The organism is Pluralibacter gergoviae ATCC 33028 = NBRC 105706 (assembly GCF_001598855.1).
Classification (GTDB): Bacteria; Pseudomonadota; Gammaproteobacteria; order Enterobacterales; family Enterobacteriaceae; genus Pluralibacter; species Pluralibacter gergoviae.
Map to the genome: position 1 here is coordinate 21,518 of NZ_BCZS01000008.1, position 24,558 is coordinate 46,075.

Genomic DNA, 24,558 nt, shown 5'->3' on the forward strand with positions numbered 1-24,558 from the left:
TGGCGGGGCTGCTTATACCGATGCCGCTGGCATTTAATCTTCATCCGGCGGCGGTAAGGAGTCTGCTGGGCTGAGGTCAGTCGTCAGGCGCGGTGGGTAGATGATGATCGCGCCGGTCTGGGCGACCACCAGCGACTCGACGTTGGTTTGTAGCGGCATTATCCAGAAGCGGGTTTGCATCAGAAGATCCATCAGTCCGTCGATCATCAGTCCTCTTTGCGGCGTGCTGTAGTAAATCGGCGATAGCGTATAGTAATGTTTGCCGTGGCGGGCCAGAGTCTGAGCAAATTTACCCTTAAAGATAAATCGGTTGTCCTCCGGACTGGTGATGGTTGAAAAGAGGGTCGTATTCGCGACGCGCATTTCTGAGTCGTAAATCTCTTTGTCCCCCGACATCAGATCGTAAAAACCTATCTCAAAGCTGCCTTTGGCATTAAACGTGACTTGGGGTTCCTGTGGAGAGAAGGTTTTCCACGTGCTATAGCCTGCGGCGATAACCAGAAGACTGAGTACCGCGATCAATGCGTTAATGTGCTTTGCAAGTAGCCATTTCATCAAGTTTTCTCCGGGTCTCGTGGACGATGAGATTGTTAAGCCGCTGCACATCAATGCGCCAGTGGTAGACGGTCATTACCAACTGTTTTTTGTCGCAGGCATTCGTGAGCGAAAAGGTGTAGTTGAGGGTCTGGTTCTCGCTCAGGTAAAAAAGGTTCATCTTGACGGAATCTGCCTGCAGACGCTGGTTAAGGATGTAGAATGAATCTTTGAGTTTGTTATAAGGATTGTCCTGTAGCCAGGCAGGGTTACCGGCATGGTGGAGGGCGAAGAGGCGAATATTGCTATAGACGCCGGGCTGAGTTTCTTGTACGTGCAGGGCATCGCCTTCATAATTTTTTGCCAGTTGACCACCCAGCGTAATGCTGAGAAAGGCCGTCAGTACGACTAGCAGTCCTGCTACGATCAGAGGGCGGTAACGACTTCGGCTTATTTCGGGAGCAGGGGCTCGCAGGATAGTAGTGGTGGGGTTCTCAGCAGAAGATGCGACTGTCTTTTCCGTTTCTGGAGTTTCATCCATTTGATTCTCAGATTCAGTCTCAGAGTCGTACTGATGCAGTTCTGCGTCGATCTCTTCTTCTTCTCTATCGACAAAACCGCAGTATTCCGGCTCCATCAAATAGCCTTTGCGGGGGATGGTTTTGATTATCTTCTGCTGCTTACCGTCATCCTCAAGTGCAGCACGTAGCGCATGAATGGCGTTAGGGAGGCTATTGTTGCCGATAACCCGGCGCTCCCATACCAGCTGGGTGAGTTCATCGCGGGTGAGTATTCTGCCAGCTTCCTGCACTAGTACATTCAGTAGCTTAATCTGATATTCACCGAGCCGCCGGCGCTCACCGGTGATCAAGTGGAGTATAGAACCAGAGGAGAGATCGACTAGCCAATTATTCACGGAGCCATAACGTTTCTTCATTATTGCAGTACCACTCATCTCGTCAAAAATATGGGGGCACAATTTGGCTCTGTACACATTTTTGCTTGCCTCTCTGCCGCAAGTCATCCCTCGACCAGTCGTTCACAGAGGTCAAACTTGCCTGGACGAGTCCGGCTGCTGCCTTGATGCAACGCGTTTGTAAAGATGTGCGTGCGCACGAAATAATCATGATATATCTCGGCGATATTAAGGGGTTATATCAGAAAGAACAGAACAATGAGGATGTCCAGATAAAAAGGCTAAAGGATTGGCCTGAGAACTGTTGATCCGGATATCATCTGTAGTTTCTCTCATCAGGGATTCGATTTTACGCTATTAAGATTTTTCACGCAATACATCGTTGTGGGAACATAAACTGTAATCACAAATAAAATTGCGACGATTCTATGTGTGTTCAAAATAAGGCAGCAATGTTAACCACTATACACCAATTGTGAGTTGTTTGTGTATTTCATTCAATGGTTTTAAGTGTGTGAAAAATTTAACTTGCTGATAGATAAAGATAAAATTAATTTATAAGTAAGTGTGCGATTAAGCATTCGTGCTGTGTTGAAATAAAATGATATTGCGCGTGATATATTTTTATGAGCGAGCTACGGAATTTGTGTTAGTCAACCCATACGGGGGATTTGGAAAATTTGTTAAGCGGAAAATTTTATTTCCACCTGGTGGTCGATGTATTATTTTATATCTGCTTGGTAATCCAGAGCACCTGGAGATGAGGGCAGCACGAAAAGCAAAAGTGCTTTCTGGTTCAACCGCGAGGCTTCTGATGTGATCCTCAGAGTCATGAATATGTTTGGTCGCAGGCGCATAGCTTTCGCGGTAAGGCTCACTTCTTAGAGGGACTATTGAAAAGTCACGGCAAGCCCGTTTGCTGTGCAAGTGAACATCCCGCTATACCCCCTAAACCACTCCCAGATCACAAATTAACCATTTTTCTCTTTTCCCCTCTTCTAAAGTTCACTGTTACGCGTATACAGTTACGCGTAACAGCAGTGAAAAAAGAGGTCGTATGAAAAATTTATTCGATTTGACGGGGAAGCGGGCGCTGATCACCGGTTCGGCGCGGGGCATTGGCAACCTGCTGGCCGGGGGGCTGGCGGAGTACGGTGCGCATGTGCTCATTAACGATCGCCGCCAGGAGAAGGCCGATGCGGCGGCGCAGGCGCTGAGGGATAAAGGCTACCGCGCCGGGGGCGTGGCGTTTGATGTGACTAAATCTGCCGAAGTGAGTGCCGCGATTGCCCATATCGAGAATGATATCGGCCCAATCGATATTCTGATCAATAACGCCGGGATCCAGCGCCGCCATCCGTTTACCGAATTTCCCGAGCAGGAGTGGGATGAGGTTATCGACGTTAATCAGAAGGGCGTTTTTATTGTGTCGCAGCAGGTCGCCAAATATATGATGGCGCGCCGTGCCGGGAAAATTATTAATATTGGTTCGATGCAGAGTGAATTGGGCCGTAAAACCATTACGCCCTACGCGGCGTCGAAAGGCGCGGTGAAAATGCTCACCCGCGGCATGTGCGCGGAGCTCGCTGAATATAATATTCAGGTTAACGCTATTGCGCCGGGCTATTTTGCCACGGACATGACTGAGGCGCTGGTCAATGACGAGGCGTTCTCGTCCTGGCTCTACCAGCGCACGCCGGCCGCCCGCTGGGGCAAGCCGGAGGAGCTTATCGGATCGGCGGTTTTCCTCGCCTCGGCGGCCGCCGATTTTGTTAATGGCCATCTGCTGTTCGTCGACGGTGGGATGCTTGCCGCCGTATAACCGTGTCTCCGGCGATAGCTGAGAATGAATCGTTATCGCCGGATTATAAAAGTAATACCGTCCTCTGAGGATTAATTATGCAAACGCTCGCGAAATTACCGGCACGCCGCTGGTGGTATTTAATGCCCATTATTTTTATTACCTATAGCCTGGCCTATCTCGACCGCGCAAATTATGGCTTTGCGGCAGCGGCAGGCATTGAAAATGATTTAGGTATTACCAAAGGCACCGCATCATTAATTGGCGCACTCTTTTTTCTCGGCTATTTCTTTTTTCAGGTGCCCGGCGCTATTTATGCCGTCAAGCGCAGCGTGCGTAAAATGATCTTTTGCAGCCTGATCCTCTGGGGGCTGTGCGCGACGGCGACCGGCTTTGTCAGCAATATTCCGATGCTGATGGCGATCCGCTTTACGCTGGGGGTCGTGGAGGCCGCAGTGATGCCGGCGATGCTCATCTACATCAGCAACTGGTTTACCAAAACCGAGCGCTCGCGGGCCAACACCTTCCTGATCCTCGGTAACCCGGTCACCGTGCTGTGGATGTCGATTGTATCCGGCTATCTGATCCAGTCCTTCGGCTGGAGGGAGATGTTTATCATCGAAGGCGTGCCCGCCGTGCTGTGGGCGATATGCTGGTGGCTGCTGGTGCGGGACAAGCCTGCTGACGTTGACTGGCTCAGCGGCGAGGAGAAGCGCGTCCTGCAGCAGGCGATGGACAGCGAGCAGGGCAACATTAAGCCGGTGCGCAACTACGGCGAGGCGCTGCGTTCGCGCAACGTCATCATGCTCTGCGCCGTGCACGCCCTGTGGAGCATCGGGGTTTACGGCTTCATGATGTGGATGCCCTCTATTCTCAAGAGCGCCGCGCAGATGGATATCGTCGCGGTGGGCTGGCTGGCGGCCGTGCCTTACCTGGCGGCTATCTGCCTGATGCTGACCGTGTCGTGGCTTTCCGATAAGCTGCAGAACCGCAAGCTGTTCGTCTGGCCGCTGCTGCTGGTCGCCGCGGTGGCCTTCTTCTGCTCGTGGCTGCTGGGCAATCAGGCGTTCTGGGTCTCCTACGCTCTGCTGGTGGTGGCCGCCGCCTGCATGTACGCGCCCTACGGACCTTTCTTTGCCCTGATCCCCGAGCTGCTGCCGCGCAACGTTTCCGGCGTGTCGATGGGCCTTATCAACAGCTTCGGCGCGCTGGGCGCGTTCCTCGGCGCGTGGCTGGTGGGCTACCTCAACGGCGTCACCGGCGGACCGGGGGCTTCCTATACCTTTATGGCTATCGCCCTGCTGGCCTCGGTGGTGCTGATGTATAACGTACGCGCCGGCAGTGCGCGGCCGACGGCCCCGGCGGTGGGCGGCGCCGCGGCGGGTTAACAGAACCTGCGCTGCGTGGTATGGTGCGGACGACGCACGTACGCTTGCCGCAGAGAAGCCGATGAAAAACAGCAGGATGACATTGCAGGATATCGCTAACCTGGCCGGGTTGAATAAGATGACGGTGAGCCGCTATCTGCGCGACCCGGCCCAGGTGTCGCAGCGCAGTCGGGAACTCATCTCCAGAGTGATGGAGGAGAATAACTATATCCCCAACCGGGCACCGGAGATCCTGCTCAATGCCCGCAGTAAAACCCTCGGCGTGCTGATCCCCTCCTTTCGCAATCAGATCTTCGCCGATCTGCTGGCCGGCGTGGAGTCGGCCGCGTCCGCCCATCAGTATCAGACGCTGATCGCCAACTACGAGTACGATCCCGCCCGCGAAGAGCGCGAAGTGCTCAATCTGCTCTCTTACAATATTGACGGCCTGATCCTCACCAGCCGCAACCACACCGAACGCCTGATCCAGTACGTGCGCGCCAGCGGGATCCCGGTGGCGGAGCTGATGGATCTCGGCGGTGAGCCGATTGATATTCAGGTCGGGTTTGATAATGAACAGGCGGCAATGGAGATGACCAACGCCTTCATTGATAGCGGTAAGCGGCATATTGCTTTCTTCGGCTCGATGGACGATCCCCGCGATATTAGCCGCTTTCGCGGCGTTGAGCGGGCGCTGGCGGTTCGGGGGCTTACGCCTGTGCACATCGTGCCGCACGCCATCTCGTCTGTCGCGCTCGGCCGCCAGCTTTTCCAGCAGCTGCGCCAGTCGCACCCGGAGACCGACGCTATCTTTTGCACCAACGACGATCTGGCGGTAGGGGTACTGCTGGAGTGCCAGTCGCAGCGGATTGCCGTACCGCAGGAGATTGCCATCGCCGGATTTCACGGCCTGGAGCTCGGGCGGGCGCGGCTGGAGAAGCTGGCGAGCGTCGTTACCCCGCGCTATGAGATAGGTCGCGCGGCGGGCGATGCGCTGATTAAGCGCCTGAGCGGCGGGGAGGCGGCGGACCGCATCGATCTGGGCTATCAGATTTACTACGGGGATACGCTTTAACGCTCTGTTTAGCGCACGGCTAAGCGAGTAAATCGCTAAGCTTTACCGCTTTTTTTCTAAAAACGGTTCGCTATTAGCCATGCGTTTTAATTCCTTTATCAACGCCGGCCTGCCGTAAATACTGCTCCCATCATAACAACGGGAGCAGATTCAATGGGTCGCAGAACGCCTCTTTCACTTTTCGCCGCGCTGGCCTTTATCACCTTTCAGGCGCAGGCGGTTAACGTCACGATTGCTTATCAGACCTCGGCGGAGCCCGCGAAAGTGGCGCAGGCCGACGATACCTTTGCTAAAGAGAGCGGCGCCAGCGTTGACTGGCGCAAGTTCGACAGCGGCTCAAGCGTAGTGCGCGCGCTGGCCTCCGGCGATGTGCAGATTGGCAATATCGGCTCCAGCCCGCTGGCGGTGGCCGCCAGCCAGCAGGTGCCGATTGAGGTCTTTCTGCTGGCTTCGCAGCTGGGCAGCTCGGAAGCGCTGGTCGTCAAAAAGAGCATTAGCAAGCCGGACGATCTCATTGGCAAGCGCATCGCGGTTCCCTTTATCTCTACCACCCACTACAGCCTGCTGGCGGCGCTGAAGCACTGGGGAATTAAGCCCGGTCAGGTGCAGATAGTGAATTTGCAGCCGCCGGCCATTATTGCCGCCTGGCAGCGGGGCGATATTGACGGCGCCTACGTCTGGGCGCCCGCGGTTAATGAGCTGGAGAAAGACGGCGCTGTGCTGACCGACTCATCGAAAGTGGGCGAGTGGGGCTCGCCGACGCTGGACGTGTGGGTGGTGCGAAAAGATTTCGCGGAGCAGCATCCGGATATCGTGAAGGCCTTTGCCCGCAGCGCGCTCGCCGCGCAGAAGGCGTACCTCGACGATCCCGACGGCTGGCTGAAGCAGCCGGAAAATCTGCAAAAGCTCTCCCGGCTGAGCGGCGTGCCCGAGGCCGATGTGCCGGGGCTGGTGAAGGGCAACACCTATCTTACCGCCGAACAGCAGGCCCGGCAGCTCAACGGCCCGGTCAATAAGGCCATCGTCGATACGGCGGCGTTTCTGAAGGAGCAGGGCAAAGTGCCTGCCGTCGCCGCGGACTACGGCCAGTACGTGACCGATAAATTCGTCAAATAGCGGGGAGGCAGCATGCTGCAGATATCTAACCTTAGCGCGGGCTACGGCGACAAAAAGGTGCTGGACGACATTACGCTGAGCGTCGATCGCGGCGAGCTGCTGGTGGTGCTGGGACCCTCGGGCTGCGGCAAAACCACGCTGCTGAACCTGGTGGCCGGCTTTCTCCCCTATGGCTCCGGCAGCATTACGCTCAACGGCGCCAGAGTCACGGGGCCGGGCGCCGATCGCGGGGTGGTGTTTCAGAACGAAGGGCTGCTGCCCTGGCGCAACGTGCTCGATAACGTCGCTTTCGGGCCGCAGCTTGCCGGGAAAAGCAAAGTCGAGAGGCAGCAGATTGCCGGGCGTCTCTTGAAGCGAGTCGGGCTTGAGGGCGCGGAAAAGCGCGCCATCTGGCAGCTGTCCGGCGGCCAGCGCCAGCGCGTTGGTATCGCCCGGGCGCTGGCGAACGATCCTCAGCTTTTGCTGCTGGATGAGCCCTTCGGCGCGCTGGATGCCTTTACCCGCGATCAGATGCAGACTCTGCTGCTCAACCTGTGGCACGAGACCGGCAAGCAGGTGCTGCTCATCACCCACGATATTGAAGAGGCGGTGTTTATGGCCACCGAGCTGGTGCTGCTTTCCGCCGGGCCGGGGCGCGTCAGCGAGCGCCTGTCGCTCGATTTTGCCCGCCGCTTCGTGGCGGGCGAGTCGAGCCGCAGCATTAAATCCGATCCTGAGTTTATCGCCCGGCGCGAGTACGTGCTGGGCCGGGTCTTTGAGCACCGGGAGGCTTTCTCATGAGTGCCATCGTCAACGATAAGCCGAAGCGGCTGCGCGCGAGCTGGCGCTGGCCGCTCTCCCGCCAGCTGACGCTGAGCCTGCTGACCCTGACGGCGCTGTTCGCGCTGTGGTGGGCGGTGACGCGGCTTGGGCTGATTGCGCCGCTGTTTCTGCCGCCGCCGGGGGCGGTGCTGGACAAGCTGCTGACCATTGCCGGCCCGCAGGGCTTTATGGACGCCACGCTGTGGCAGCACCTGGCGGCCAGCCTGACGCGAATTTTAATTGCGCTGGCGGCGGCGGTGCTGATTGGCATTCCGGTCGGTATCGCCATGGGACTGAGCCCGACGGCGCGCGGCATTCTCGATCCGCTGATCGAGCTTTATCGCCCGGTGCCGCCGCTGGCCTACCTGCCGCTGATGGTTATCTGGTTTGGTATCGGCGAAACCTCGAAGATCCTGCTGATCTATCTGGCGATTTTTGCCCCGGTGGCGATGGCGACGCTTGCCGGCGTAAAGAGCGTGCAGCAGGTGCGCGTCAGGGCGGCGCAGTCGCTGGGCGCCAGCCGGGGGCAGATCCTGTGGTTTGTGATCCTGCCCGGCGCGCTGCCGGACATTCTTACCGGCCTGCGCATCGGGCTGGGCGTCGGCTGGTCGACGCTGGTGGCGGCGGAGCTGATTGCGGCGACGCGCGGCCTCGGATTTATGGTGCAGTCAGCCGGTGAATTCCTCGCCACCGACGTGGTGCTGGCGGGGATCGCGGTGATTGCGGTGATTGCCTTTACGTTAGAACTGGGTCTGCGGGCGCTGCAGCGCCGCCTGACGCCGTGGTATGGAGAGATTTCATGAGCGAACGCATTACTGTTACCCCACTGGGACCTTACATCGGCGCCGAGATTTCCGGCCTCGATTTGACCCGCCCCCTGAGCGATAACCAGTTTGAGCAGTTGTATCACGCCCAGCTGCGCCACCAGGTGGTGTTCCTGCGCGGGCAGGATATCACCCCGCAGCAGCAGCGCGACCTGGCCCGGCGCTTCGGCGATCTGCATATCCATCCGATCTATCCGCACGTTAAGGAGGTGGAGGAGATCATCGTGCTGGATACCCACAACGACAATCCGCCGGATAACGACAACTGGCACACCGACGTCACCTTTATCGACACGCCGCCCGCTGGGGCGATCCTGGCGGCAAAACAGCTGCCGGAGGTTGGCGGCGATACGCTGTGGACCAGCGGTATCGCCGCCTGGGAGACGCTCTCCGCGCCGCTTAAGGCGCTGCTGGGCGGCCTGCGCGCCGAGCACGATTTCCGCAAATCCTTCCCGGAGTGGAAATACCGCAATACGCAAGAGGAGCACCGGCGCTGGCTGGCGGCGGTGGAAAAAAATCCGCCGGTGCTGCATCCGGTGGTGCGCACCCATCCGGTCACCGGCAGGCAGGCGCTGTTCGTCAATAATGGCTTTACCACGCGAATTGTCGATCTGGCGGAAAAAGAGAGCGAGGCGCTGCTGGGCTTTCTGCTGGAGCACGCGGTCAAGCCGGAGTTTCAGGTACGCTGGCGCTGGCGGGAGGGGGATCTGGCTATCTGGGACAATCGGGTGACGCAGCACTATGCCAACGCCGACTACATGCCGCAGCGGCGGATCATGCACCGGGCGACGATCCTCGGCGACAGGCCGTTTTATCGGGCTGGTTAGGTAGTAGTAGCCCGGCGGCGCTGCCGCCGGGCGAGGGGACTAGCGGAGGATCTGCTTCTCGGCCAGATCGAGCGCAAAATAGCTGAAGATAAGATCGGCACCCGCGCGCTTGATGGCGCCCAGGCTTTCCAGCACAACCTTCTCTTCGTCGATGGCGCCCGCCAGGGCGGCAAATTTGATCATCGCGTATTCACCGCTGACCTGATAGGCGCCGATCGGCAGTTCCGTACGCTCGCGGATCTCGCGCAGCACGTCCAGATAAGGGCCCGCCGGTTTAACCATCAGCGCATCTGCGCCCTGGGCTTCGTCGAGCAGCGATTCGCGGATCGCCTCCCGGCGGTTCATCGGGTTCATCTGATAGGTTTTGCGATCGCCCTTCAGGGCCGTGCCCGCGGCTTCGCGGAACGGACCATAGAAGGAGGAGGCGAACTTGGTGGAGTAGGACATGATCGCCGTGTCGGTGAAGCCTGCGGCATCCAGCGCCCGGCGGATCGCCTGTACCTGGCCGTCCATCGCCGCGGAGGGGGCGATAAAATCAGCGCCGGCAGCGGCGGCGACCACGGCCTGCTTGCCGAGGTTCTCCAGGGTCGCATCGTTATCGACGCCGTGATCGCACAGCACGCCGCAGTGGCCGTGCGAGGTATATTCGCAGAAGCAGGTGTCGGACATGACGATCATCTCCGGCACGGCGTCTTTACAGATGCGCGACATGCGGGCGACCAGGCCGTCCTCTTTCCAGGCATCGCTGCCGGTAGCATCGGTGTGGTGCGAGATACCGAAGGTCATTACCGAGCGAATGCCGGCGCGGGCAATGCGCTCGATCTCGCGGGCAAGGTGCCTTTCCGGGATGCGCATGACGCCGGGCATCGCTTCGATAGCTTTGTAGTCACTAATCTCTTCTTCAACAAAGATGGGCAGCACCAGATCGTTTAAGGTCAGGGTTGTCTCTTCAAACATGGCGCGCAGTGCGGGAGATTTACGCAGGCGGCGGGGGCGAGTGATCAAATCTGTCATGATAGGCCTGATATGAGTGGGACATTACGCATCAGTTTACCGTATTCCGCTGCCTAATGTTTCACTAAAGTTGTGCTAATGTTTTCCGGCAAGGGACTGGCCCAAGAGGTGGCCCCGCATGGTGAGGAGAAAATACGCCGTTGAATCTCAATTACTGCAGAATTATACGCTGTCGGAATTTAGTAAACTTGAGAGAGTATTTAAAATATTTAATATGACTGCAGTCCCTTATAGTAAGAATAGTGCCTTGATGTATTTATATTTAATATGATTTAAGAAAGACTATTCTTTAATTAAATGATTTTTATTTTGACATGCGTCGCGGATAAAAAACCTTCTCGTTATTAATATGTGCGCATCCGGACTTTTTGTATGGATTAATTGAACTTTCCCGCAATAGCACAGCATAATTCCACTGCAATTTGTGTATTGATGGACCAACATAATTATGTCCCTGAGGAGGGATGCCGAATGCAATCGTGGAAAAATAAACTGGCTGTATCAAAACTAACAATAGCATGCGCTTTAGCAATCGCCTCTCAGGCTAATGCTAGTATTGATGTCTCTAACGGTAAGTACCTTACCTTTGAGCACATCAACGACGGTATCACCGCCGACGGCGTATACTATAAAGGATACGTGGGCTGGAATAACTACGGCACGGACAGCCTGTATAACGGTGATATCTATCCTGTTATCAATAATGCTGTCGTCAACGGCGTTATTTCTACCTACTATCTGGATAATGGCCTCGCGTCAAATACGAATCCGAACAGTTTAACGATCAGCAACAGTACCATTCACGGCATGATTACATCAGCCTGTATGACAACAGAGTGTGCTGATGATGCCAACCGCACAAGCGGCTATGTTTATGACCGCCTGGCGCTGACTATCGATCGCTCAACCATTGATGACAATTATGAGCACTATACCTATAACGGCGTAAATGCCGACGGCACGCCGGATTCACACGTTGTCGATGTCTATAATCTGGGTACGGCAATTACGCTGGATCAGGAAGTCGATCTGGCAATTCGCAATAATTCGCGGGTGGCCGGTATTACTCTGACTCAGGGCTACCACTGGCCGGATACCGACGATGTGACCGTCAGTACCGGAGTTAACAACAGTCATGTCTTTACTAACACCATTAACGTTAATGATTCCGCCGTCACCTCGGGCTCGTGGAGTGATGAAGGGACACACGGATGGTTTGGACGTTCTGATAGCGCCAGTGATTATGACAATACCGGCGGTCTTGGCGCGATCAACTTCGACGACGTTGCGTTAGCGGTTATTGCTAACCCGGATGCCGACAATGCGATGCAAACCACGGCAACGTTTAACCACTCAACGCTGACCGGCGACGTGGTTTTCTCCAGCAACTTCGATCATAACTTCTTCCCCGATGGCACGGCCTCCTGGAAGAGTGTCAATGGCGCCATTGATACTAACGGCTGGGACGGGACCGATCGCCTGGATCTGACCCTGGATAACGGCAGCAAGTGGGTCGGTGCGGCGATGTCTGTTCATCAGGTCGTGAATCCGGATACCGGTGCCGTCACCTATGCGCCGGGCACTGACGCCACCTCAAGCCTTTACGACGTTGCGGCAAACAGCCTGTGGCCGAACTCCGTCTATGGCGTTGATAATACCGATACGCAATTTGGTGAAGGCACCCACGTCGTCGGGAATGAGGTTTACCAGAGCGGCCTGTTCAACGTCACGCTGGATCACGGCTCATCATGGGAAACCCGCAAAGAGTCGCTGATTGACTCTCTCTCCGTGAATAACGGCTCTCTGGTCACCGTCAATGACTCCAGCCTGGTCTCTGACAGCATCACCCTCAACACCGGTTCTGTGATGAACATCGGTGATGACGGCTGGGTGGCTGCCGATAGCGTAAACCTGAACAGCAACAGCCTGCTGGCGCTGACCCAGGAGCACGGCGAGCTGTATACCAACACGCTTAACGTTGATAGCAACGCGCAGTTGAGCCTGGGAACCGGCACGCTTGACGTTGCCGATGTCCATCTGACCAACGGCGGTACTTTCGATCTCAACAGCCGCGACTACACGCTGAACGCCAACCTGACCAACGGCCACACCAATGACGTTCACCAGGCGAACTACGGCTATGGCGTGATCGCGATGAACTCTGACGGCCACCTGGCGGTTAACGGCGACGTCGCCGGTAACTATAAGGTACGCGTGGATAACGCAACCGGTAAAGGATCGATTGGCGACTATAAGGGCAAAGAGCTTATTCGCCTGTACGATCAGAATGCGGATACGTCGGCGACCTTCTCGGCGGCCAATCGCGCCGACCTGGGTGCGTACACCTATGAGGCTCAGCAGCAGGGCGACACGGTGGTGCTGCGTCAGGATCGCCTGACCGACTACGCCAACATGGCGCTGAGCATTCCGTCTGCCAATACCAACATCTGGCATCTGCAGCAGGATACCCTGTCAACGCGCCTCGCCAATGCCCGCCACGGCCTGGCTGACGGCGGCGGTGCCTGGGTAAGCTACTTCGGTGGCCACTTCAAAGGCGACGGCGGCAAAGTTGACTATAAGCAGGACGTTAACGGCATCATGGTCGGTCTGGACAAGCAGGTTCAGGGTAACTACGCCAACTGGTTGCTGGGTGCGGCCGCAGGCTTCGGCAAGGCCGACGTCAAGAAACGCAGCGGCAAAGTGGATCAGGACGCGCAGTCCGCGTTCCTCTACTCGTCTGCCCGCTTCGCCAACGACGTTTTCCTCGACGGTAACCTGAGCTACAGCCACTTCGACAACGATCTGTCTGCCAATATGAGCAACGGCGAATACGTTGATGGCAAGGACCGCGACAATGCCTGGGGCTTTGGCCTGAAGCTTGGTTATGACTGGAAATACAATGAAGCTGGTTATGTGACGCCTTACGGCGCTATCAGCGGCCTGTTCCAGAATGGCGACAGCTATCGTCTGAGCAACGACATGCGCGTTGGCGGCCAGTCCTATGACAGCATGCGCTACGAGCTTGGCGTTGATACCGGCTATACCTTCAGCTACGGCAACGATCAGGCGCTGACGCCGTTCTTCAAGCTGGCGTATGTCTACGACGATGCCGGCAACCATGCCAAAGTTAACGGCGATAAGATCCGCAACGGTCAGAAAGGCTCTGCCGTGCGCGTGGGTGCGGGTACGCAGTTTAGCTTCACTAAAAACTTTGGTGCCTACACTGATGTGAACTACCTTGGCGGCGGCGACGTCGATCAGGATTGGGGGGCGAACGTAGGTGTTAAATACACCTGGTAAGACCTTGTAAAAGTAAAGGCAGGGAGCCTGTTCCCTGCCTTTTAACATAAATTAGCACTGGATGTGACTAACGCATGTTAGCGGTTAACCCATTACCTTTCTTTGCTGTTATGGACGAGCATTTCCTGCCGAAATCGAATCCCTTTACCCTGTTGGCGCAGGCGTCTATTGTGCTGGGCGCTAACGAACGCAAGGTCACCGTAGTGCGTAGCGGCACCTTGAAAATAACGCGTCAGCCGGACGATATCTTAATGAGTATCACCACCATTCCGCTGATTATTGGCCTGCCGGATATCTGCGTCACCAGCGAGGTTGACAGGCAGCTGACGGCGTTGACGCCCTGCGAGATGTACCAGCTGGATGTGAAGACCTGCTGGGCTATTCTGGATAAGCATCGTCTGTGGAAAGAAGCTTTTCAGTGGGTCAGCTGGCAGTTTCACGCGCTGGAGATGCGCGACACGCAGCTGGTGGGGCAGAGCACCTACAAGCAGATAAGAGCCTCGCTACAGCTGATGGCCAACTGGAATGAATCGCTGCGGGCGAAGGTTGGGGTGATTAACTATATTCAGCAGCGCACGCATATTTCACGCTCCGTCATTGCCGAGGTACTGGCGGCCCTGCGGGCGGGAAACTATATCGAAATGTCAAAGGGCAAGCTGCTTTCCGTAAACCGCCTGCCCCTTGAATATTGAGCTCCTCAGGACGAGGGCACCGCCAGCGGCTTATTGCCGCTCAGCTCCGTGACCAGATTATTAACCCCGTCGCTCATACTGGTGAAGCGGGTAAGCGGCGAACGCGTCACCACCACGAAGGCCCCGATGTTCTGCTGGGGGATCATCGCCATGTAGGTAATAAAGCCGCCGCCGCCGCCGGTTTTCTGAATAATGCCCGGGCGGCCGTCCTTCGGTGCCATATAGACCCAGCCCAGCCCCAGCGCGTCGGCCCTGCCGGGAACGTCCATGCCGATAACCCGCGTCAGCTGGCTACGCTGATAGATGAGCGTCTGCATTCTGTCTGACTGCTGGTTGCGCGAGTAGAAATCGGAAGAGAGAAACTGCTGCATCCAGCGCATCATATCGCCCGGCGTGGAGTAAACCCCGCCGCTGCCAATTGCCGCCAGCGTGTTGTTGCACGGGCTGGCGCCTTTTTCCGCCACCATCAAGCGTTTACATTGATCCGGTGATGGCGTGAAGGTGGTGTCCTTCATCCCCAGCGGGCGGGTTACCAACTGCTCAAGCAGCTGGGGATAGGGTTTCCCGGCCGCATTGCTGAGCGCATCGGCCAGCAGGTCGAAAGCCAGATTAGAGTAGGCGGCCTGGGTGCCGGGGGCTTTAGTCAGTTTGGCGGTACTGAGCCAGCTCCAGCGCTGATTTTTCGTCGGCCAGACAAACACCGGGCGATGGGCCGCGCCGCCGGGCTGTTCGCGGGGAAGCCCGCTGGTGTGGGTGGCGAGGTTAACCAGGCGAATAGGCGAGCCCTGGTAGCTCGGCACCCTGGCCCCCGGCGGCGCATATTTACTCAGCGGGTCGTTGAGCTTCACCACGCCCTGGTCGAGCAGCTTCACCAGCACTTCGCTGGTCATCAGCTTGGAGAGCGAAGCGATTCGAATAACCGAGTCGAGCTGGGGCCGGACGTTGCTGCCCGGCCGCGTGGCGCCAAAACTGCGAAATACCCGCTGGTTGCCGTCGATAACCACCAGCGCCATGCCGGTAGCGCCGCTGCCGTAGAAGATATGGTCGGCATAGCGCTCGACAATGTCTGAAGCAAAAATGGGATCCGGCGAGGTTTGTGCTGCCGCAGCGGGCAGCGCGGCAAGGCAAAATGCCGCAAGGAGAAGCTGACGAAATTTCAAGAGCGCGTCCGTGAACAAATGGGAGAGTGGTATAAGGTATTTATACTATTAATCCGCGACCTGCCAAGCGGCATTGATTGCTATTTCTGAAACAAAAGCGTAACGCGGGGTAAAAACTTTTTTTCCCGGCGGTCACTACCTCCGCCCGGGCGCGGGCAGGTATGATAGTCCCTCTTTCACAAACGGTTACGGAGCGAAAATGACTGAGCCGCGGGTTGTAATGGTTGTTGATATGCAAAATGGCGTTTTTGCGACGCCGCGCTACCAGCGTGACGCCTGCGTGAGGCAGATCAATCGCCTTACCCGGCAAGCCGACCTTGTCATCTTTATCCGCCACGCGCAGGCCGGTGGTCTGGAGGAGGGGAGCGAGGGCTTTGCGCTGCTCCCCGAGCTTGAACAGCCGTCCGGCGCGCTGTATGTGACCAAAACCGCCTGCGACGCGTTCTATCGCACCGACCTTGAGCAGGTACTGGCGCAGCACGACATTCGCGCTTTCGTTATCTGCGGCTGCGCCACCGACTACTGCGTGGATACCACCTTAAGAGTCGGCGCCAGCAAAGGCTACCGCATTACCGTGGCCGAAGATGCCCACACCACCGCTAACCGCCCCGCGGCCGATGCCCCGGTGCTGATAGCCCATCATAACGATGTCTGGCGCAACCTCACGGTGCCCGGCAACCCGGTTGTGGTGAAATCCGTCGATACAATTGTTACACAGTGGCGGGCGAACTAACCCCCGTGCATCTGGTCTCATTAACCTGTTGATTAAGCCGGACTCACGGACGCGACGCCCGTCGCGCCGGGTTTTTGTTGTCCGCAGCCGCAAAGCATAAGAACGAAGCAGGAGTGCAGTATGTTTAAGTCTTTTTTCCCCAGGCCGGGGCCTTTTTTCATCTCGGCGGCAATTTGGGCGCTGATCGCCGTCATTTTCTGGCAGGCCGACGGCGGCAAGTGGCTGCTGCACCTGGCGGGGGCAAAAAGCGATGTACCGGTGGGGGCGTCGCAGTTTATCGCGCCCAGTTATCTGGTGTTCTACGCCTACTATTTCGTCGTCGTTGGCGCCTTTGCCCTGTTCTGGTTTCTCTACAGCCCGCACCCGTGGCAGCTCTGGTCGGTGCTCGGCTCGGCGGCCATTATCTTCGTGACCTGGTTTCAGGTTGAGGTTGGCGTGGCCATCAACGCCTGGTACGGCCCGTTCTATAACCTGATTCAGGAAGCTCTGGCCTCGCCGCACAAGATCCAGATAACCCAGTTCTACCAGGAGATCTGCGTCTTTCTCTATATCGCGCTGATTGCCGTGGTGATTGGCGTATTGACCAATTTCTTCGTCAGTCACTACGTCTTCCGCTGGCGCACCGCGATGAACGACCACTATATGGCCCACTGGTCGAAGCTGCGGCATATTGAGGGCGCCGCGCAGCGCGTACAGGAGGACACCATGCGTTTTTCCTCGACGCTTGAGGACGTCGGCGTCGGCTTTATCAACGCCATGATGACGCTGATTGCCTTCCTGCCGGTGCTGGTTTCGCTCTCGCCTCACATCAAGGAGCTTCCCGTGGTCGGCGCGGTGCCCTATGGCCTGGTCTGGGCCGCCATTATCTGGTCAATTGTCGGTACCGGACTGCTGGCGGTGGTGGGCATCAAGCTCCCCGGCCTGAACTTTAAAAACCAGCGCGTCGAGGCCGCCTACCGTAAGGAGTTGGTATACGGCGAGGACCACGCGGATCGCGCCACGCCGCCGACCGTCAAAGAGCTGTTCACCGCCGTGCGCCGCAACTACTTCCGCCTCTATTTTCACTACACCTACTTCAACATCGCGCGCATTCTCTATTTGCAGGCGGATAATGTTTTCGGACTGGTGCTGATGTTCCCGTCGATTGTGGCCGGCACCATTACGCTTGGCATCATGTCGCAGGTGAGTAACGCCTTTGGCCAGGTGCGCGGATCCTTCCAGTATCTGATAAGCTCGTGGACGACGCTGGTGGAGCTGATGTCCATCTACAAACGTCTGCGCAGCTTCGAGCGCGTGCTCGATGACGAGCCGGCGGCGGAGCCCAGGCAGTCTTACAGCTAATACAGGGAACATGCGGTGACGGGGAAAAGACAACGCACCTTGACGCTGCTCGCCATCGCGATCGTCGCGGGCTGCAGCAGCAAAGAGCCGGTACTGAAGAAAGGCGAGAAGCCGGTGGACGTCGCGCAGGTTGTGCGGCAGAAGATGCCGGCAAGCGTTAAGGACCGCGACGAATGGGCGCACAGCATCGCCAAAGCGTTCGAGAGCCAGAAGCTGGCGCCCACGGAGGAGAACGTCTGCTCCGTGCTGGCGGTAGCCCAGCAGGAGTCGAACTATCAGGCAGATCCGGCGGTGCCGGGCCTGAGCAAAATCGCCTGGCAGGAGATTGACCGCCGGGCGGAGCGGGTCCACGTCCCGGCATTTTTAGTGCATACCGCGCTGAAAATCACCTCGCCGAACGGCAAATCCTACAGCGAGCGGCTCGATACGGTGAAGACCGAGAAGCAGCTCAGCGCCATTTTCGACGACTTTATCGGCATGGTGCCTATGGGCCAGACCCTGTTTGGTTCCCTGAACCCGGTCCACACCGGCGGGCCGATGCAGGTCAGCATCGCCTTCGCCGAGGCGCACGAGCGCGGCTATCCGTGGAAGATAGAGGGCACCGTGCGTCAGGAGGTCTTCTCCCTGCGCGGCGGCCTGTGGTTCGGGACCTATCATCTGCTGAACTATCCGGCCAGCTACAGCGCGCCGCTCTACCGTTTTGCCGATTTCAACGCCGGCTGGTACGCCAGCCGCAATGCCGCTTTCCAGAATGCGGTCAGCAAAGCCAGCGGCGTCAAGCTGGCCCTGGACGGCGATGCCGTGCTCTACGGCAGCGATAAGCCGGGCAAAACTGAACTGGCGGTGCGCAGGCTGGCGGATAAGCTTTCGCTCAGCGACGATGCGATACACCGCCAGCTGCAGAAGGGCGACAGCCAGGCGTTTGAGGAGACGGCGGTGTACAAAGGCGTTTATAAGCTGGCAGAGGCCAAAAGCGGCAGGACGTTACCGAGAGAGATGCTGCCGGGCATCCAGCTGGAGAGCCCGAAGATCACCCGAAATCTCACCACGGCCTGGTTTGCCAAACGCGTTGATGAGCGGCGCGCGCGCTGCATGGCGCTCGGTCAGAGGTAGCGACGCCAGCGCAGAAACAGCGCAACGGCGCCGAGCAGGGCGGCGCCCAGCAGAAAGGGGACGAGGCCGAACAGCGTGCAGACCGCAAGATCCATCTCTATTTGCGGGCGGCCGCTGTCCTGCTGCTGCATCAGGTGTTCAAAAATACCCGGGGCGTGCACCAGCATATTCAGCAGCTGGGCGCCTGCCCAGAAACAGAGCAGCACAAACAGCGCGTAGGCCACGTTACCCGGCACGGAAGAGTCCTTATTTTTCCGGGCGGTAAGCGGCCTGGAGAAAGTGAATTCAGTCATAAAGAAAGCTCCAAACCTGTTCAGCGCCGGCGGAGGCCAGCGAGAATATTAGCCGTAAGTCTGGCAGCTGCCGCCGATTGTCAATATCGGATTTATGGGAATTTCCGTTAGGGAATGCTCCGATTTGTTTATTATCCCAAACGGATCACAGCTTTTTCCCCGCCATATTAATGCGATGGCGGATTTGCTAACCGGCGCGCAGACGCCGCCGGCGCCATATGCGATGCTTAACTTTTTCATCTCTGGAGCCTGTATGAATTTGCCGGATAAACTTCGCCGCGACTGGCACTATTACGCCTTTGCTATCGGGCTCATCTTCATCTTAAACGGGATCATCGGCGTGGCGGGCTTTGAGGCAAAAGGCTGGCAGAGCTGGGCGGTTGGGCTGGTGACGTGGGTGGTGAGTTTCTGGCTTGCCGGGAAGATTATCCGCCGACGTCCGGCGGAGCAGCCGGCGGAATAAGCGAGCCGGGCGGCGACGCCCGGCCCGTTATCAGACCGTTGTTTTCAGGGCCATATTCGCCCGATGGCGCTCCAGCGCCAGCTCAATCAGGCGGGTTATCAGACTGGTATAGTCAAGCCCGCTGGCCTGCCACAGCTTGGGATACATGCTGATATTGGTAAAGCCCGGCAGGGTGTTTATCTCGTTAATCACCACGTTATTGTCCGGCGTCAGGAAGACGTCAACCCGCGCCATGCCGCTGCACCCCAGCGTCTGATAGGCGGCGACGGCTATATCGCGGATCCGGTCGTTGATTGCGGCGGGCAGGTCGGCGGGAACCACCACGCTGGCGCCCCGATCGTCTATATACTTGGTGTCGTAGGCGTAAAATTCGCTGTTAAGCACTATCTCACCGCAGGTGCTGGCCTGCGGCTCGTCGTTGCCGAGCACCGCGCACTCGATTTCGCGGCCCTGGATGCCCTGTTCGACAATCACCTTATGATCGAATTCAAAGGCCAGCGCGACCGCGGCCTCATACTGTTCGGCGTTTTTGACTTTGCTGACGCCCACCGAAGAGCCCTGATTGGCCGGCTTCACGAACAGCGGCAGGCCGAGGCGGGCCTCAATATCGGCGAAGCCGATCGAACTGCGATTGGCCCGGGTCAGGGTGATGAAAGGCGCTACCGCCAGGCCGGCGTCGCGCAGCAGGCGCTTGGTGACGTCTTTGTCCATGCAGGCGGCGGAGCTGAGCACGTCCGAGCCGACGAACGGCAGATTGGCCACCCGCAGCAGACCCTGCAGCGAGCCGTCTTCGCCGAGCGTGCCGTGGACGATGGGAAAGATAACATCGATATTCGGCAGCGCCTCGCGGGTCCGGGCATCAATCAGCTGCTGCGTGGTACTGCCCGGAATTTGCGCCAGGGTGACCGCCGACGGGCGCAGGGCGATACGGGCAGGATCCTGCGGGTTGATCAGATAGTTGTCGGCGTCGCTGACGTGCCACTGCCCCTGCTTATCAATCCCCAGCAGCGTGACGTCGAAACGCGTTTTATCAATTGCGTCAACGATGTTTTTCGCCGACTGCAGCGACACCTCATGCTCCGCTGATTTACCGCCGAAGACGACCCCAACCCGCAACTTAGCCATTTCAAATTCCATCCAGAGAAATACACAAGGCCGATACCTTATCACGACACCTGCGACGCTTCTGCCATAATCTTATTTTTGCGTTTGGGAGGCGTCATGAAGGGGAAAACAGCAATTCTGCTGCTGGTCATTCTCGGCGCGGGCTACGCGGGCTGGCTGCTGCTGCCCCGGTACTACAACCCTTTTAGCCCGCTTTCGCTCGACGATCCCGCCGGGCGGATCGCCCGGTTTAAGCTGCACCGCCTCACGCCCGCCCAATGCGCGACGCTGCTGGAAGACGCGAACCGGCGCGGCTGGCTCTCCAGCCGCCCGGTTGCCGACAGCGGCGGTCCTTGCCCGCTTACCGGCGCCGTGCGCGTTTTCGCTTTTGGCTCGGTGCGCCTCAGCAGCAGTTTTCTGGCCAGCTGCCCGCTGGCGCTCAGCAGCGCTCTGTTTATTCAGCAGCGGGCGAAGCCGCTGACGCTGACGCTGATGAACAGCGAACTGCGCCAGGTTGACCACCTCGGCAGCTTTGCCTGCCGTAATATTTATCATCGCGAGAACGCCCGGCGCAGCGAGCACGCGACGGCGGATGCGCTGGACATCAGCGGTTTTCGCCTCGCCGATGGCCGGCGTATTACCGTCGCCCGCGGCTGGCAGGCGTCCGACAGCGGTCCCTGGCTGCGCGCGCTGCTGTCGGCGAGCTGCGGCTACTACGGCAACGGGCTGGGGCCGGCGTATAACGCAGCCCACGGCAACCACTTTCATTTAGGGATGCGCGGTTACGGCGTGTGCCGCTGAGAATAACATTCTGCGGAGCAGGGTTTTATCTGTGATGTTTATCACGATTTTCTGTGAATTTGCGATAAAACACTAAACTAAGATAACAGCGCATCTCGCGCTGCGCAGGGCCACAGGCATCTTGTTATGCTGATAAATATGATGAAAATGAGTCATTACATTTAGTTATGGAATCCTGGAAAGTAAATCTTATCTCCGTCTGGTTTGGCTGCTTTTTTACCGGCCTCGCGATCAGTCAGATCCTGCCCTTTTTGCCTCTGTACGTTGCCCAGCTTGGCGTCACCTCGCACCAGGCGCTCTCCATGTGGTCCGGGCTCACCTTCAGCGTGACGTTTCTTGTTTCGGCCATCGTGTCGCCGATGTGGGGCAGCCTGGCCGATCGCCGGGGGCGCAAGCTGATGCTGCTTCGTGCCTCCCTCGGCATGGCGGTAGCCATTCTGCTGCAGGCGTTTGCCACCAATGTCTGGCAGCTATTTACGCTGCGGGCGGTGATGGGCTTAACCTCCGGCTATATTCCCAATGCGATGGCGCTGGTGGCTTCACAGGTTCCCCGCGAGCGCAGCGGCTGGGCGCTGAGCACGCTGTCTACGGCGCAAATCAGCGGCGTCATTGGCGGCCCGCTGCTCGGCGGCTTTCTGGCCGACCATGTCGGCCTGCGGACGGTATTTTTCATCACCGCGGTCCTGCTTATCATCAGCTTCCTGGTAACGCTTTTTTTAATCAAAGAGGGCGTGCGCCCGCAGGTCAGTAAAGCCGACAGGCTCAGCGGTAAAGCGGTCTTTGCCTCTCTGCCGTATCCTGGGTTGGTGATCAGCCTGTTTTTTACTACGCTGGTTATTCAACTGTGTAACGGTTCGATAAGTCCGATTCTGGCCCTGTTTATCAAATCAATGTCTCCGCAGAGCGGTAACATAGCCTTTCTGGCGGGAATGATTGCGGCAGTGCCCGGCATTTCTGCGCTGATTTCCGCACCCAGGCTGGGCAAACTCGGAGACCGTATTGGCACGCATCGGATCCTGCTGGCAACGCTTTTTTGTGCGGTAATCATGTTCTTTGCGATGTCGTTTGTCACAACGCCTTTTCAGCTTGGGGTACTGCGATTTTTACTGGGTTTTGCCGACGGCGCGATGTTACCCGCCGTACAGACGCTGCTGCTGAAATATGTCAGCGACAGAGTTACCGGGCGTATTTTTGGCTATAACCAATCATTTATGTATCTCGGGAATGTGGCCGGCCCGCTGCTTGGTGCATCGGTATCGGCAATGGCAGGATTCCGCTGGGTATTTATTGCCACGGCAATCGTCGTGTTTATTAACCTCATCCAGTTGGCATTTATGCTCCGCCGGTGCGATCGTGCGGCAGCAGCGAGGTAATACATCTAAATTCGTAATAGATAATAATTTGCTCCCCCTGTACTTTTGGCCCACGCTTAATGGGCTCTGTAGAATGCGGGCTGTAGGGGGACGTGGCAAGTGTACCCTGCGGCCGTTTTCTCAGCGGCGATATGGTCAGATCGCAATACTAAAATCCGCTATCGAGAGCTGATTGGATGATAGAGAAATCCAGTCAGGCTCTCACATAAGGAAATATCGATATGAAGAATCTCATTGCACAATTATTGATTACGCTTGCGGAAAAAGAAGAGGAGTCAAAAAAATTGACAATTCGTGTTGAGGCGCTTGAAATCGTATTGACAACACTTCTTCGCCAGATGAAACAGGCCAGGCGGCTGACAGTAACTACCGAGGTGGAATCGACCCTGACGGACCTCATGCATGGGCCGCTGGTGAATGACGGCGACCGCGAGCTGCTATACTGGCATATAGAGAAGATTTTACATTCGTCTTACCGCTAATGTTACAGCAACGATACTGAGCAGCCGCTACCGCCTTAATTGCTGAACGCGAGTAAAAATTAAACGTTATTTAGTACTACCTGTATCTATTTTTATGATTACGGGGTGACTTTTTTCGTGCCTGGAGCCAGACTTATGAAGTTAACCTCAAAGATGGACTGTGCTATGAAAATAACGTTAATGGTGACTTTGGCGGCTAGCCTGGTATTTATGACGGCGGCTAACGCAGCAGAAAAAACACCGCAGCAGCAGCGGATGACGACCTGTAATCAGCAGGCGACAGCAAAAGCGTTAAAGGGGGATGAAAGAAAGAGCTTTATGAGCAGCTGCCTGAAGGGCAGCGGCACGCAATCCGATGGAAAGAGCCTGACGCCGCAGCAGCAAAAGATGCGCGAGTGTAATGCGACCGCGACGCAGCAGTCGCTGAAGGGCGCCGATCGTAAGAAATTTATGAGCGCCTGCCTGAAAAAAACCGCATAACGGGCGTGGGTGAGCCGAAAAGGCTCACCCTGTCTTCAGGATTTACTTAGCGCTTCTGATTTCTCCATGCACGCGGCCATGGCTTCAATGACCGCCGCGCGGAACCCCTTCTGCTCCAGCACGCGCACGGCTTCAATAGTGGTGCCGCCCGGGGAGCAGACCATATCTTTCAGTTCACCGGGATGACTTCCCGATTCCATTACCATTTTTGCCGAGCCCATGACCGCCTGAGCGGCAAATTTATAGGCCTGCGCGCGGGGCATGCCGCCCAGCACGGCCGCATCCGCCATCGCTTCGATAAACATAAAGACATAGGCCGGTGCCGAGCCGCTGACGCCGACAACCGGATGGATCATCGGTTCGGCGATCACTTCGGCTTCGCCAAAGCTGCGGAAAATGGTTACCACCTCGGCAATATCTTCTGAGGTGGCCAGTGCGTTTGGCGTCACGGAGGTCATCCCGGCATTAACCAGCGCCGGCGTGTTCGGCATGGCGCGGATAATCTTGCGGTCATGGCCCAGCGCGCCTGCCAGCTGATCGAGGGTGATGCCGGCGGCAATAGAGATAACCAGAGACTCTTTGTGCAGGCTTGACGCCACTTCGCTTAACACTTTGACCATCATTCCGGGCTTGACTGCGCCGAAGACGATATCTGCAATCTGCGCCACTTCCTGCGCGCTCTCCGCGGCATTAATTCCGTACTGTTCGCTCAGCGCGGCGACTTTCTCAGAAGACGGCGTATAGACCCAGATCTGGCCCGGCTGCACCAGGCCGCTGGCAATCAGCCCGCCGAGAATCGCTTTACCCATGTTACCGCAGCCGATAAAACCAATTTTCTTATCCACTTTGACGCTCCCTCAGTATCTGATTTAGTCACCCCATAGCTTACCACTGTTTTACGACTTTGCCGGAGGCAGAAAGCAGGCGACAATGGCGATGTAAACAGAG

Annotated in this window: 24 protein-coding genes; 17 read left to right on the plus strand and 7 right to left on the minus strand. The window is 57.2% G+C overall.

The features are described 5' to 3' along the window. Positions 1-33: 33 nt before the first annotated feature. Positions 34-555: a hypothetical protein gene (locus ENGE1_RS10155; RefSeq protein WP_048253736.1), complete on the minus strand. Its 522-nt coding sequence runs from the start codon at positions 553-555 to the stop codon at positions 34-36. Next, positions 527-1,471 carry a transcriptional regulator gene (locus ENGE1_RS10160; RefSeq protein WP_048253769.1) on the minus strand — a complete coding sequence of 315 codons (945 nt, stop codon included), beginning with the start codon at positions 1,469-1,471 and terminating at the stop codon, positions 527-529. Before ENGE1_RS10160 ends, ENGE1_RS10155 begins: the two co-directional genes overlap by 29 nt. A 1,036-nt stretch (positions 1,472-2,507) precedes the next feature. On the opposite strand from ENGE1_RS10160, the gene idnO reads away from it, so the two are divergent. From idnO to tauD, 7 genes are all read left to right on the plus strand, one after another. After that, a complete protein-coding gene (idnO, locus tag ENGE1_RS10165; protein ID WP_048253734.1) occupies positions 2,508-3,272 on the plus strand; it encodes a gluconate 5-dehydrogenase in 765 nt (254 codons plus the stop codon). A 77-nt stretch (positions 3,273-3,349) separates the two neighbouring features. Beyond that, positions 3,350-4,639: an MFS transporter gene (locus ENGE1_RS10170; protein WP_043085750.1), complete on the plus strand. Its 1,290-nt coding sequence runs from the start codon at positions 3,350-3,352 to the stop codon at positions 4,637-4,639. Positions 4,640-4,700: 61 nt separating this feature from the next. After that, positions 4,701-5,693, plus strand: coding sequence for a DNA-binding transcriptional regulator IdnR (gene idnR, locus ENGE1_RS10175; protein ID WP_048253732.1), 993 nt, complete (start codon positions 4,701-4,703; stop codon positions 5,691-5,693). 153 nt (positions 5,694-5,846) lie between these two features. Further along, positions 5,847-6,809 carry a taurine ABC transporter substrate-binding protein gene (gene tauA, locus ENGE1_RS10180; RefSeq protein WP_043085747.1) on the plus strand — a complete coding sequence of 321 codons (963 nt, stop codon included), beginning with the start codon at positions 5,847-5,849 and terminating at the stop codon, positions 6,807-6,809. A 12-nt stretch (positions 6,810-6,821) separates the two neighbouring features. Then, entirely contained in the window at positions 6,822-7,589 is a 768-nt protein-coding gene (tauB, locus tag ENGE1_RS10185) for a taurine ABC transporter ATP-binding subunit (protein ID WP_048253730.1), read from the plus strand. Next, the gene (gene tauC, locus ENGE1_RS10190; RefSeq protein WP_048253729.1) at positions 7,586-8,413 is read left to right on the plus strand and encodes a taurine ABC transporter permease TauC; all 828 of its coding nucleotides are present in this window, start codon (positions 7,586-7,588) and stop codon (positions 8,411-8,413) included. Before tauB ends, tauC begins: the two co-directional genes overlap by 4 nt. Next, the gene (gene tauD / locus ENGE1_RS10195; protein WP_048253728.1) at positions 8,410-9,261 is read left to right on the plus strand and encodes a taurine dioxygenase; all 852 of its coding nucleotides are present in this window, start codon (positions 8,410-8,412) and stop codon (positions 9,259-9,261) included. The genes tauC and tauD overlap by 4 nt, the downstream gene beginning before the upstream one ends. A 39-nt stretch (positions 9,262-9,300) precedes the next feature. Here tauD and hemB read toward each other — a convergent pair whose 3' ends face one another. Next, on the minus strand, positions 9,301-10,275 hold the full coding sequence (gene hemB / locus ENGE1_RS10200; protein ID WP_043085742.1) for a porphobilinogen synthase: 975 nt from the start codon (positions 10,273-10,275) through the stop codon (positions 9,301-9,303). Between the two features lie 471 nt (positions 10,276-10,746). On the opposite strand from hemB, the gene ENGE1_RS10205 reads away from it, so the two are divergent. Together ENGE1_RS10205 and ENGE1_RS10210 are read left to right on the plus strand one after the other, a co-directional pair. Then, a complete protein-coding gene (locus ENGE1_RS10205; protein ID WP_048253727.1) occupies positions 10,747-13,575 on the plus strand; it encodes an autotransporter outer membrane beta-barrel domain-containing protein in 2,829 nt (942 codons plus the stop codon). Positions 13,576-13,649: 74 nt separating this feature from the next. Further along, positions 13,650-14,267 (plus strand): helix-turn-helix domain-containing protein, encoded by a 618-nt coding sequence (locus ENGE1_RS10210; RefSeq protein WP_043085739.1) that lies wholly within the window; start codon positions 13,650-13,652, stop codon positions 14,265-14,267. A 5-nt stretch (positions 14,268-14,272) separates the two neighbouring features. Here ENGE1_RS10210 and ampH read toward each other — a convergent pair whose 3' ends face one another. Beyond that, positions 14,273-15,427 carry a D-alanyl-D-alanine-carboxypeptidase/endopeptidase AmpH gene (ampH, locus tag ENGE1_RS10215; RefSeq protein WP_048253726.1) on the minus strand — a complete coding sequence of 385 codons (1,155 nt, stop codon included), beginning with the start codon at positions 15,425-15,427 and terminating at the stop codon, positions 14,273-14,275. A 199-nt stretch (positions 15,428-15,626) separates the two neighbouring features. On the opposite strand from ampH, the gene ENGE1_RS10220 reads away from it, so the two are divergent. The 3 genes from ENGE1_RS10220 to ENGE1_RS10230 all read left to right on the plus strand — a co-directional run bounded on the left by ENGE1_RS10220 (position 15,627) and on the right by ENGE1_RS10230 (position 18,614). Then, the gene (locus tag ENGE1_RS10220; RefSeq protein WP_048253725.1) at positions 15,627-16,160 is read left to right on the plus strand and encodes an isochorismatase family protein; all 534 of its coding nucleotides are present in this window, start codon (positions 15,627-15,629) and stop codon (positions 16,158-16,160) included. Positions 16,161-16,280: 120 nt separating this feature from the next. Further along, entirely contained in the window at positions 16,281-17,501 is a 1,221-nt protein-coding gene (sbmA, locus tag ENGE1_RS10225) for a peptide antibiotic transporter SbmA (protein ID WP_043085735.1), read from the plus strand. Between the two features lie 15 nt (positions 17,502-17,516). Further along, positions 17,517-18,614: a DUF1615 domain-containing protein gene (locus ENGE1_RS10230; protein WP_048253721.1), complete on the plus strand. Its 1,098-nt coding sequence runs from the start codon at positions 17,517-17,519 to the stop codon at positions 18,612-18,614. Here the strand turns inward: ENGE1_RS10230 and ENGE1_RS10235 are convergent. Further along, positions 18,605-18,907 carry a DUF2755 family protein gene (locus ENGE1_RS10235; protein WP_048253719.1) on the minus strand — a complete coding sequence of 101 codons (303 nt, stop codon included), beginning with the start codon at positions 18,905-18,907 and terminating at the stop codon, positions 18,605-18,607. The genes ENGE1_RS10230 and ENGE1_RS10235 overlap by 10 nt on opposite strands. Positions 18,908-19,160: 253 nt before the next feature. Here ENGE1_RS10235 and ENGE1_RS10240 point away from each other — a divergent pair, with 253 nt between their 5' ends. Beyond that, positions 19,161-19,370, plus strand: a complete 210-nt coding sequence (locus ENGE1_RS10240; RefSeq protein ID WP_043085730.1) for a DUF2754 family protein — start codon at positions 19,161-19,163, stop codon at positions 19,368-19,370. A gap of 30 nt (positions 19,371-19,400) precedes the next feature. Here ENGE1_RS10240 and ddlA read toward each other — a convergent pair whose 3' ends face one another. Next, entirely contained in the window at positions 19,401-20,495 is a 1,095-nt protein-coding gene (ddlA, locus tag ENGE1_RS10245; RefSeq protein WP_048253718.1) for a D-alanine--D-alanine ligase, read from the minus strand. Between the two features lie 96 nt (positions 20,496-20,591). Between ddlA and ENGE1_RS10250 the strand changes: the two genes are divergently transcribed. From ENGE1_RS10250 to psiF, 4 genes are all read left to right on the plus strand, one after another. Continuing rightward, positions 20,592-21,275 carry an extensin-like domain-containing protein gene (locus ENGE1_RS10250; RefSeq protein ID WP_043085725.1) on the plus strand — a complete coding sequence of 228 codons (684 nt, stop codon included), beginning with the start codon at positions 20,592-20,594 and terminating at the stop codon, positions 21,273-21,275. Between the two features lie 167 nt (positions 21,276-21,442). Further along, positions 21,443-22,648, plus strand: a complete 1,206-nt coding sequence (locus ENGE1_RS10255) for a multidrug efflux MFS transporter (protein WP_043085723.1) — start codon at positions 21,443-21,445, stop codon at positions 22,646-22,648. Positions 22,649-22,869: 221 nt separating this feature from the next. Then, entirely contained in the window at positions 22,870-23,130 is a 261-nt protein-coding gene (locus tag ENGE1_RS10260; protein ID WP_043085721.1) for a sigma-S stabilization anti-adapter protein IraP, read from the plus strand. A gap of 165 nt (positions 23,131-23,295) precedes the next feature. Further along, the gene (psiF, locus tag ENGE1_RS10265) at positions 23,296-23,610 is read left to right on the plus strand and encodes a phosphate starvation-inducible protein PsiF (protein WP_048253768.1); all 315 of its coding nucleotides are present in this window, start codon (positions 23,296-23,298) and stop codon (positions 23,608-23,610) included. Positions 23,611-23,645: 35 nt separating this feature from the next. On the opposite strand, the gene proC is transcribed toward psiF, so the two are convergent. Continuing rightward, positions 23,646-24,455, minus strand: a complete 810-nt coding sequence (gene proC, locus ENGE1_RS10270) for a pyrroline-5-carboxylate reductase (RefSeq protein WP_043085719.1) — start codon at positions 24,453-24,455, stop codon at positions 23,646-23,648. Positions 24,456-24,558 lie beyond the last annotated feature (103 nt).

Excerpts from the sequence above, each read along its gene's own strand:
- idnO (WP_048253734.1), top strand. The coding sequence starts at position 2,508 with ATGAAAAATTTATTCGATTTGACGGGGAAGCGGGCGCTGATCACCGGT.
- hemB (WP_043085742.1), bottom strand. The coding sequence starts at position 10,275 with ATGACAGATTTGATCACTCGCCCCCGCCGCCTGCGTAAATCTCCCGCA.
- ENGE1_RS10260 (WP_043085721.1), top strand. The coding sequence starts at position 22,870 with ATGAAGAATCTCATTGCACAATTATTGATTACGCTTGCGGAAAAAGAA.
- ENGE1_RS10220 (WP_048253725.1), top strand. The coding sequence starts at position 15,627 with ATGACTGAGCCGCGGGTTGTAATGGTTGTTGATATGCAAAATGGCGTT.
- psiF (WP_048253768.1), top strand. The coding sequence starts at position 23,296 with ATGAAAATAACGTTAATGGTGACTTTGGCGGCTAGCCTGGTATTTATG.
- ENGE1_RS10160 (WP_048253769.1), bottom strand. The coding sequence starts at position 1,471 with ATGAAGAAACGTTATGGCTCCGTGAATAATTGGCTAGTCGATCTCTCC.
- tauD (WP_048253728.1), top strand. The coding sequence starts at position 8,410 with ATGAGCGAACGCATTACTGTTACCCCACTGGGACCTTACATCGGCGCC.
- ENGE1_RS10155 (WP_048253736.1), bottom strand. The coding sequence starts at position 555 with ATGAAATGGCTACTTGCAAAGCACATTAACGCATTGATCGCGGTACTC.
- ENGE1_RS10210 (WP_043085739.1), top strand. The coding sequence starts at position 13,650 with ATGTTAGCGGTTAACCCATTACCTTTCTTTGCTGTTATGGACGAGCAT.
- tauA (WP_043085747.1), top strand. The coding sequence starts at position 5,847 with ATGGGTCGCAGAACGCCTCTTTCACTTTTCGCCGCGCTGGCCTTTATC.
- ENGE1_RS10170 (WP_043085750.1), top strand. The coding sequence starts at position 3,350 with ATGCAAACGCTCGCGAAATTACCGGCACGCCGCTGGTGGTATTTAATG.
- tauB (WP_048253730.1), top strand. The coding sequence starts at position 6,822 with ATGCTGCAGATATCTAACCTTAGCGCGGGCTACGGCGACAAAAAGGTG.
- ENGE1_RS10240 (WP_043085730.1), top strand. The coding sequence starts at position 19,161 with ATGAATTTGCCGGATAAACTTCGCCGCGACTGGCACTATTACGCCTTT.
- tauC (WP_048253729.1), top strand. The coding sequence starts at position 7,586 with ATGAGTGCCATCGTCAACGATAAGCCGAAGCGGCTGCGCGCGAGCTGG.
- ddlA (WP_048253718.1), bottom strand. The coding sequence starts at position 20,495 with ATGGCTAAGTTGCGGGTTGGGGTCGTCTTCGGCGGTAAATCAGCGGAG.
- ENGE1_RS10205 (WP_048253727.1), top strand. The coding sequence starts at position 10,747 with ATGCAATCGTGGAAAAATAAACTGGCTGTATCAAAACTAACAATAGCA.
- ENGE1_RS10250 (WP_043085725.1), top strand. The coding sequence starts at position 20,592 with ATGAAGGGGAAAACAGCAATTCTGCTGCTGGTCATTCTCGGCGCGGGC.
- idnR (WP_048253732.1), top strand. The coding sequence starts at position 4,701 with ATGAAAAACAGCAGGATGACATTGCAGGATATCGCTAACCTGGCCGGG.
- ENGE1_RS10255 (WP_043085723.1), top strand. The coding sequence starts at position 21,443 with ATGGAATCCTGGAAAGTAAATCTTATCTCCGTCTGGTTTGGCTGCTTT.
- sbmA (WP_043085735.1), top strand. The coding sequence starts at position 16,281 with ATGTTTAAGTCTTTTTTCCCCAGGCCGGGGCCTTTTTTCATCTCGGCG.
- ENGE1_RS10235 (WP_048253719.1), bottom strand. The coding sequence starts at position 18,907 with ATGACTGAATTCACTTTCTCCAGGCCGCTTACCGCCCGGAAAAATAAG.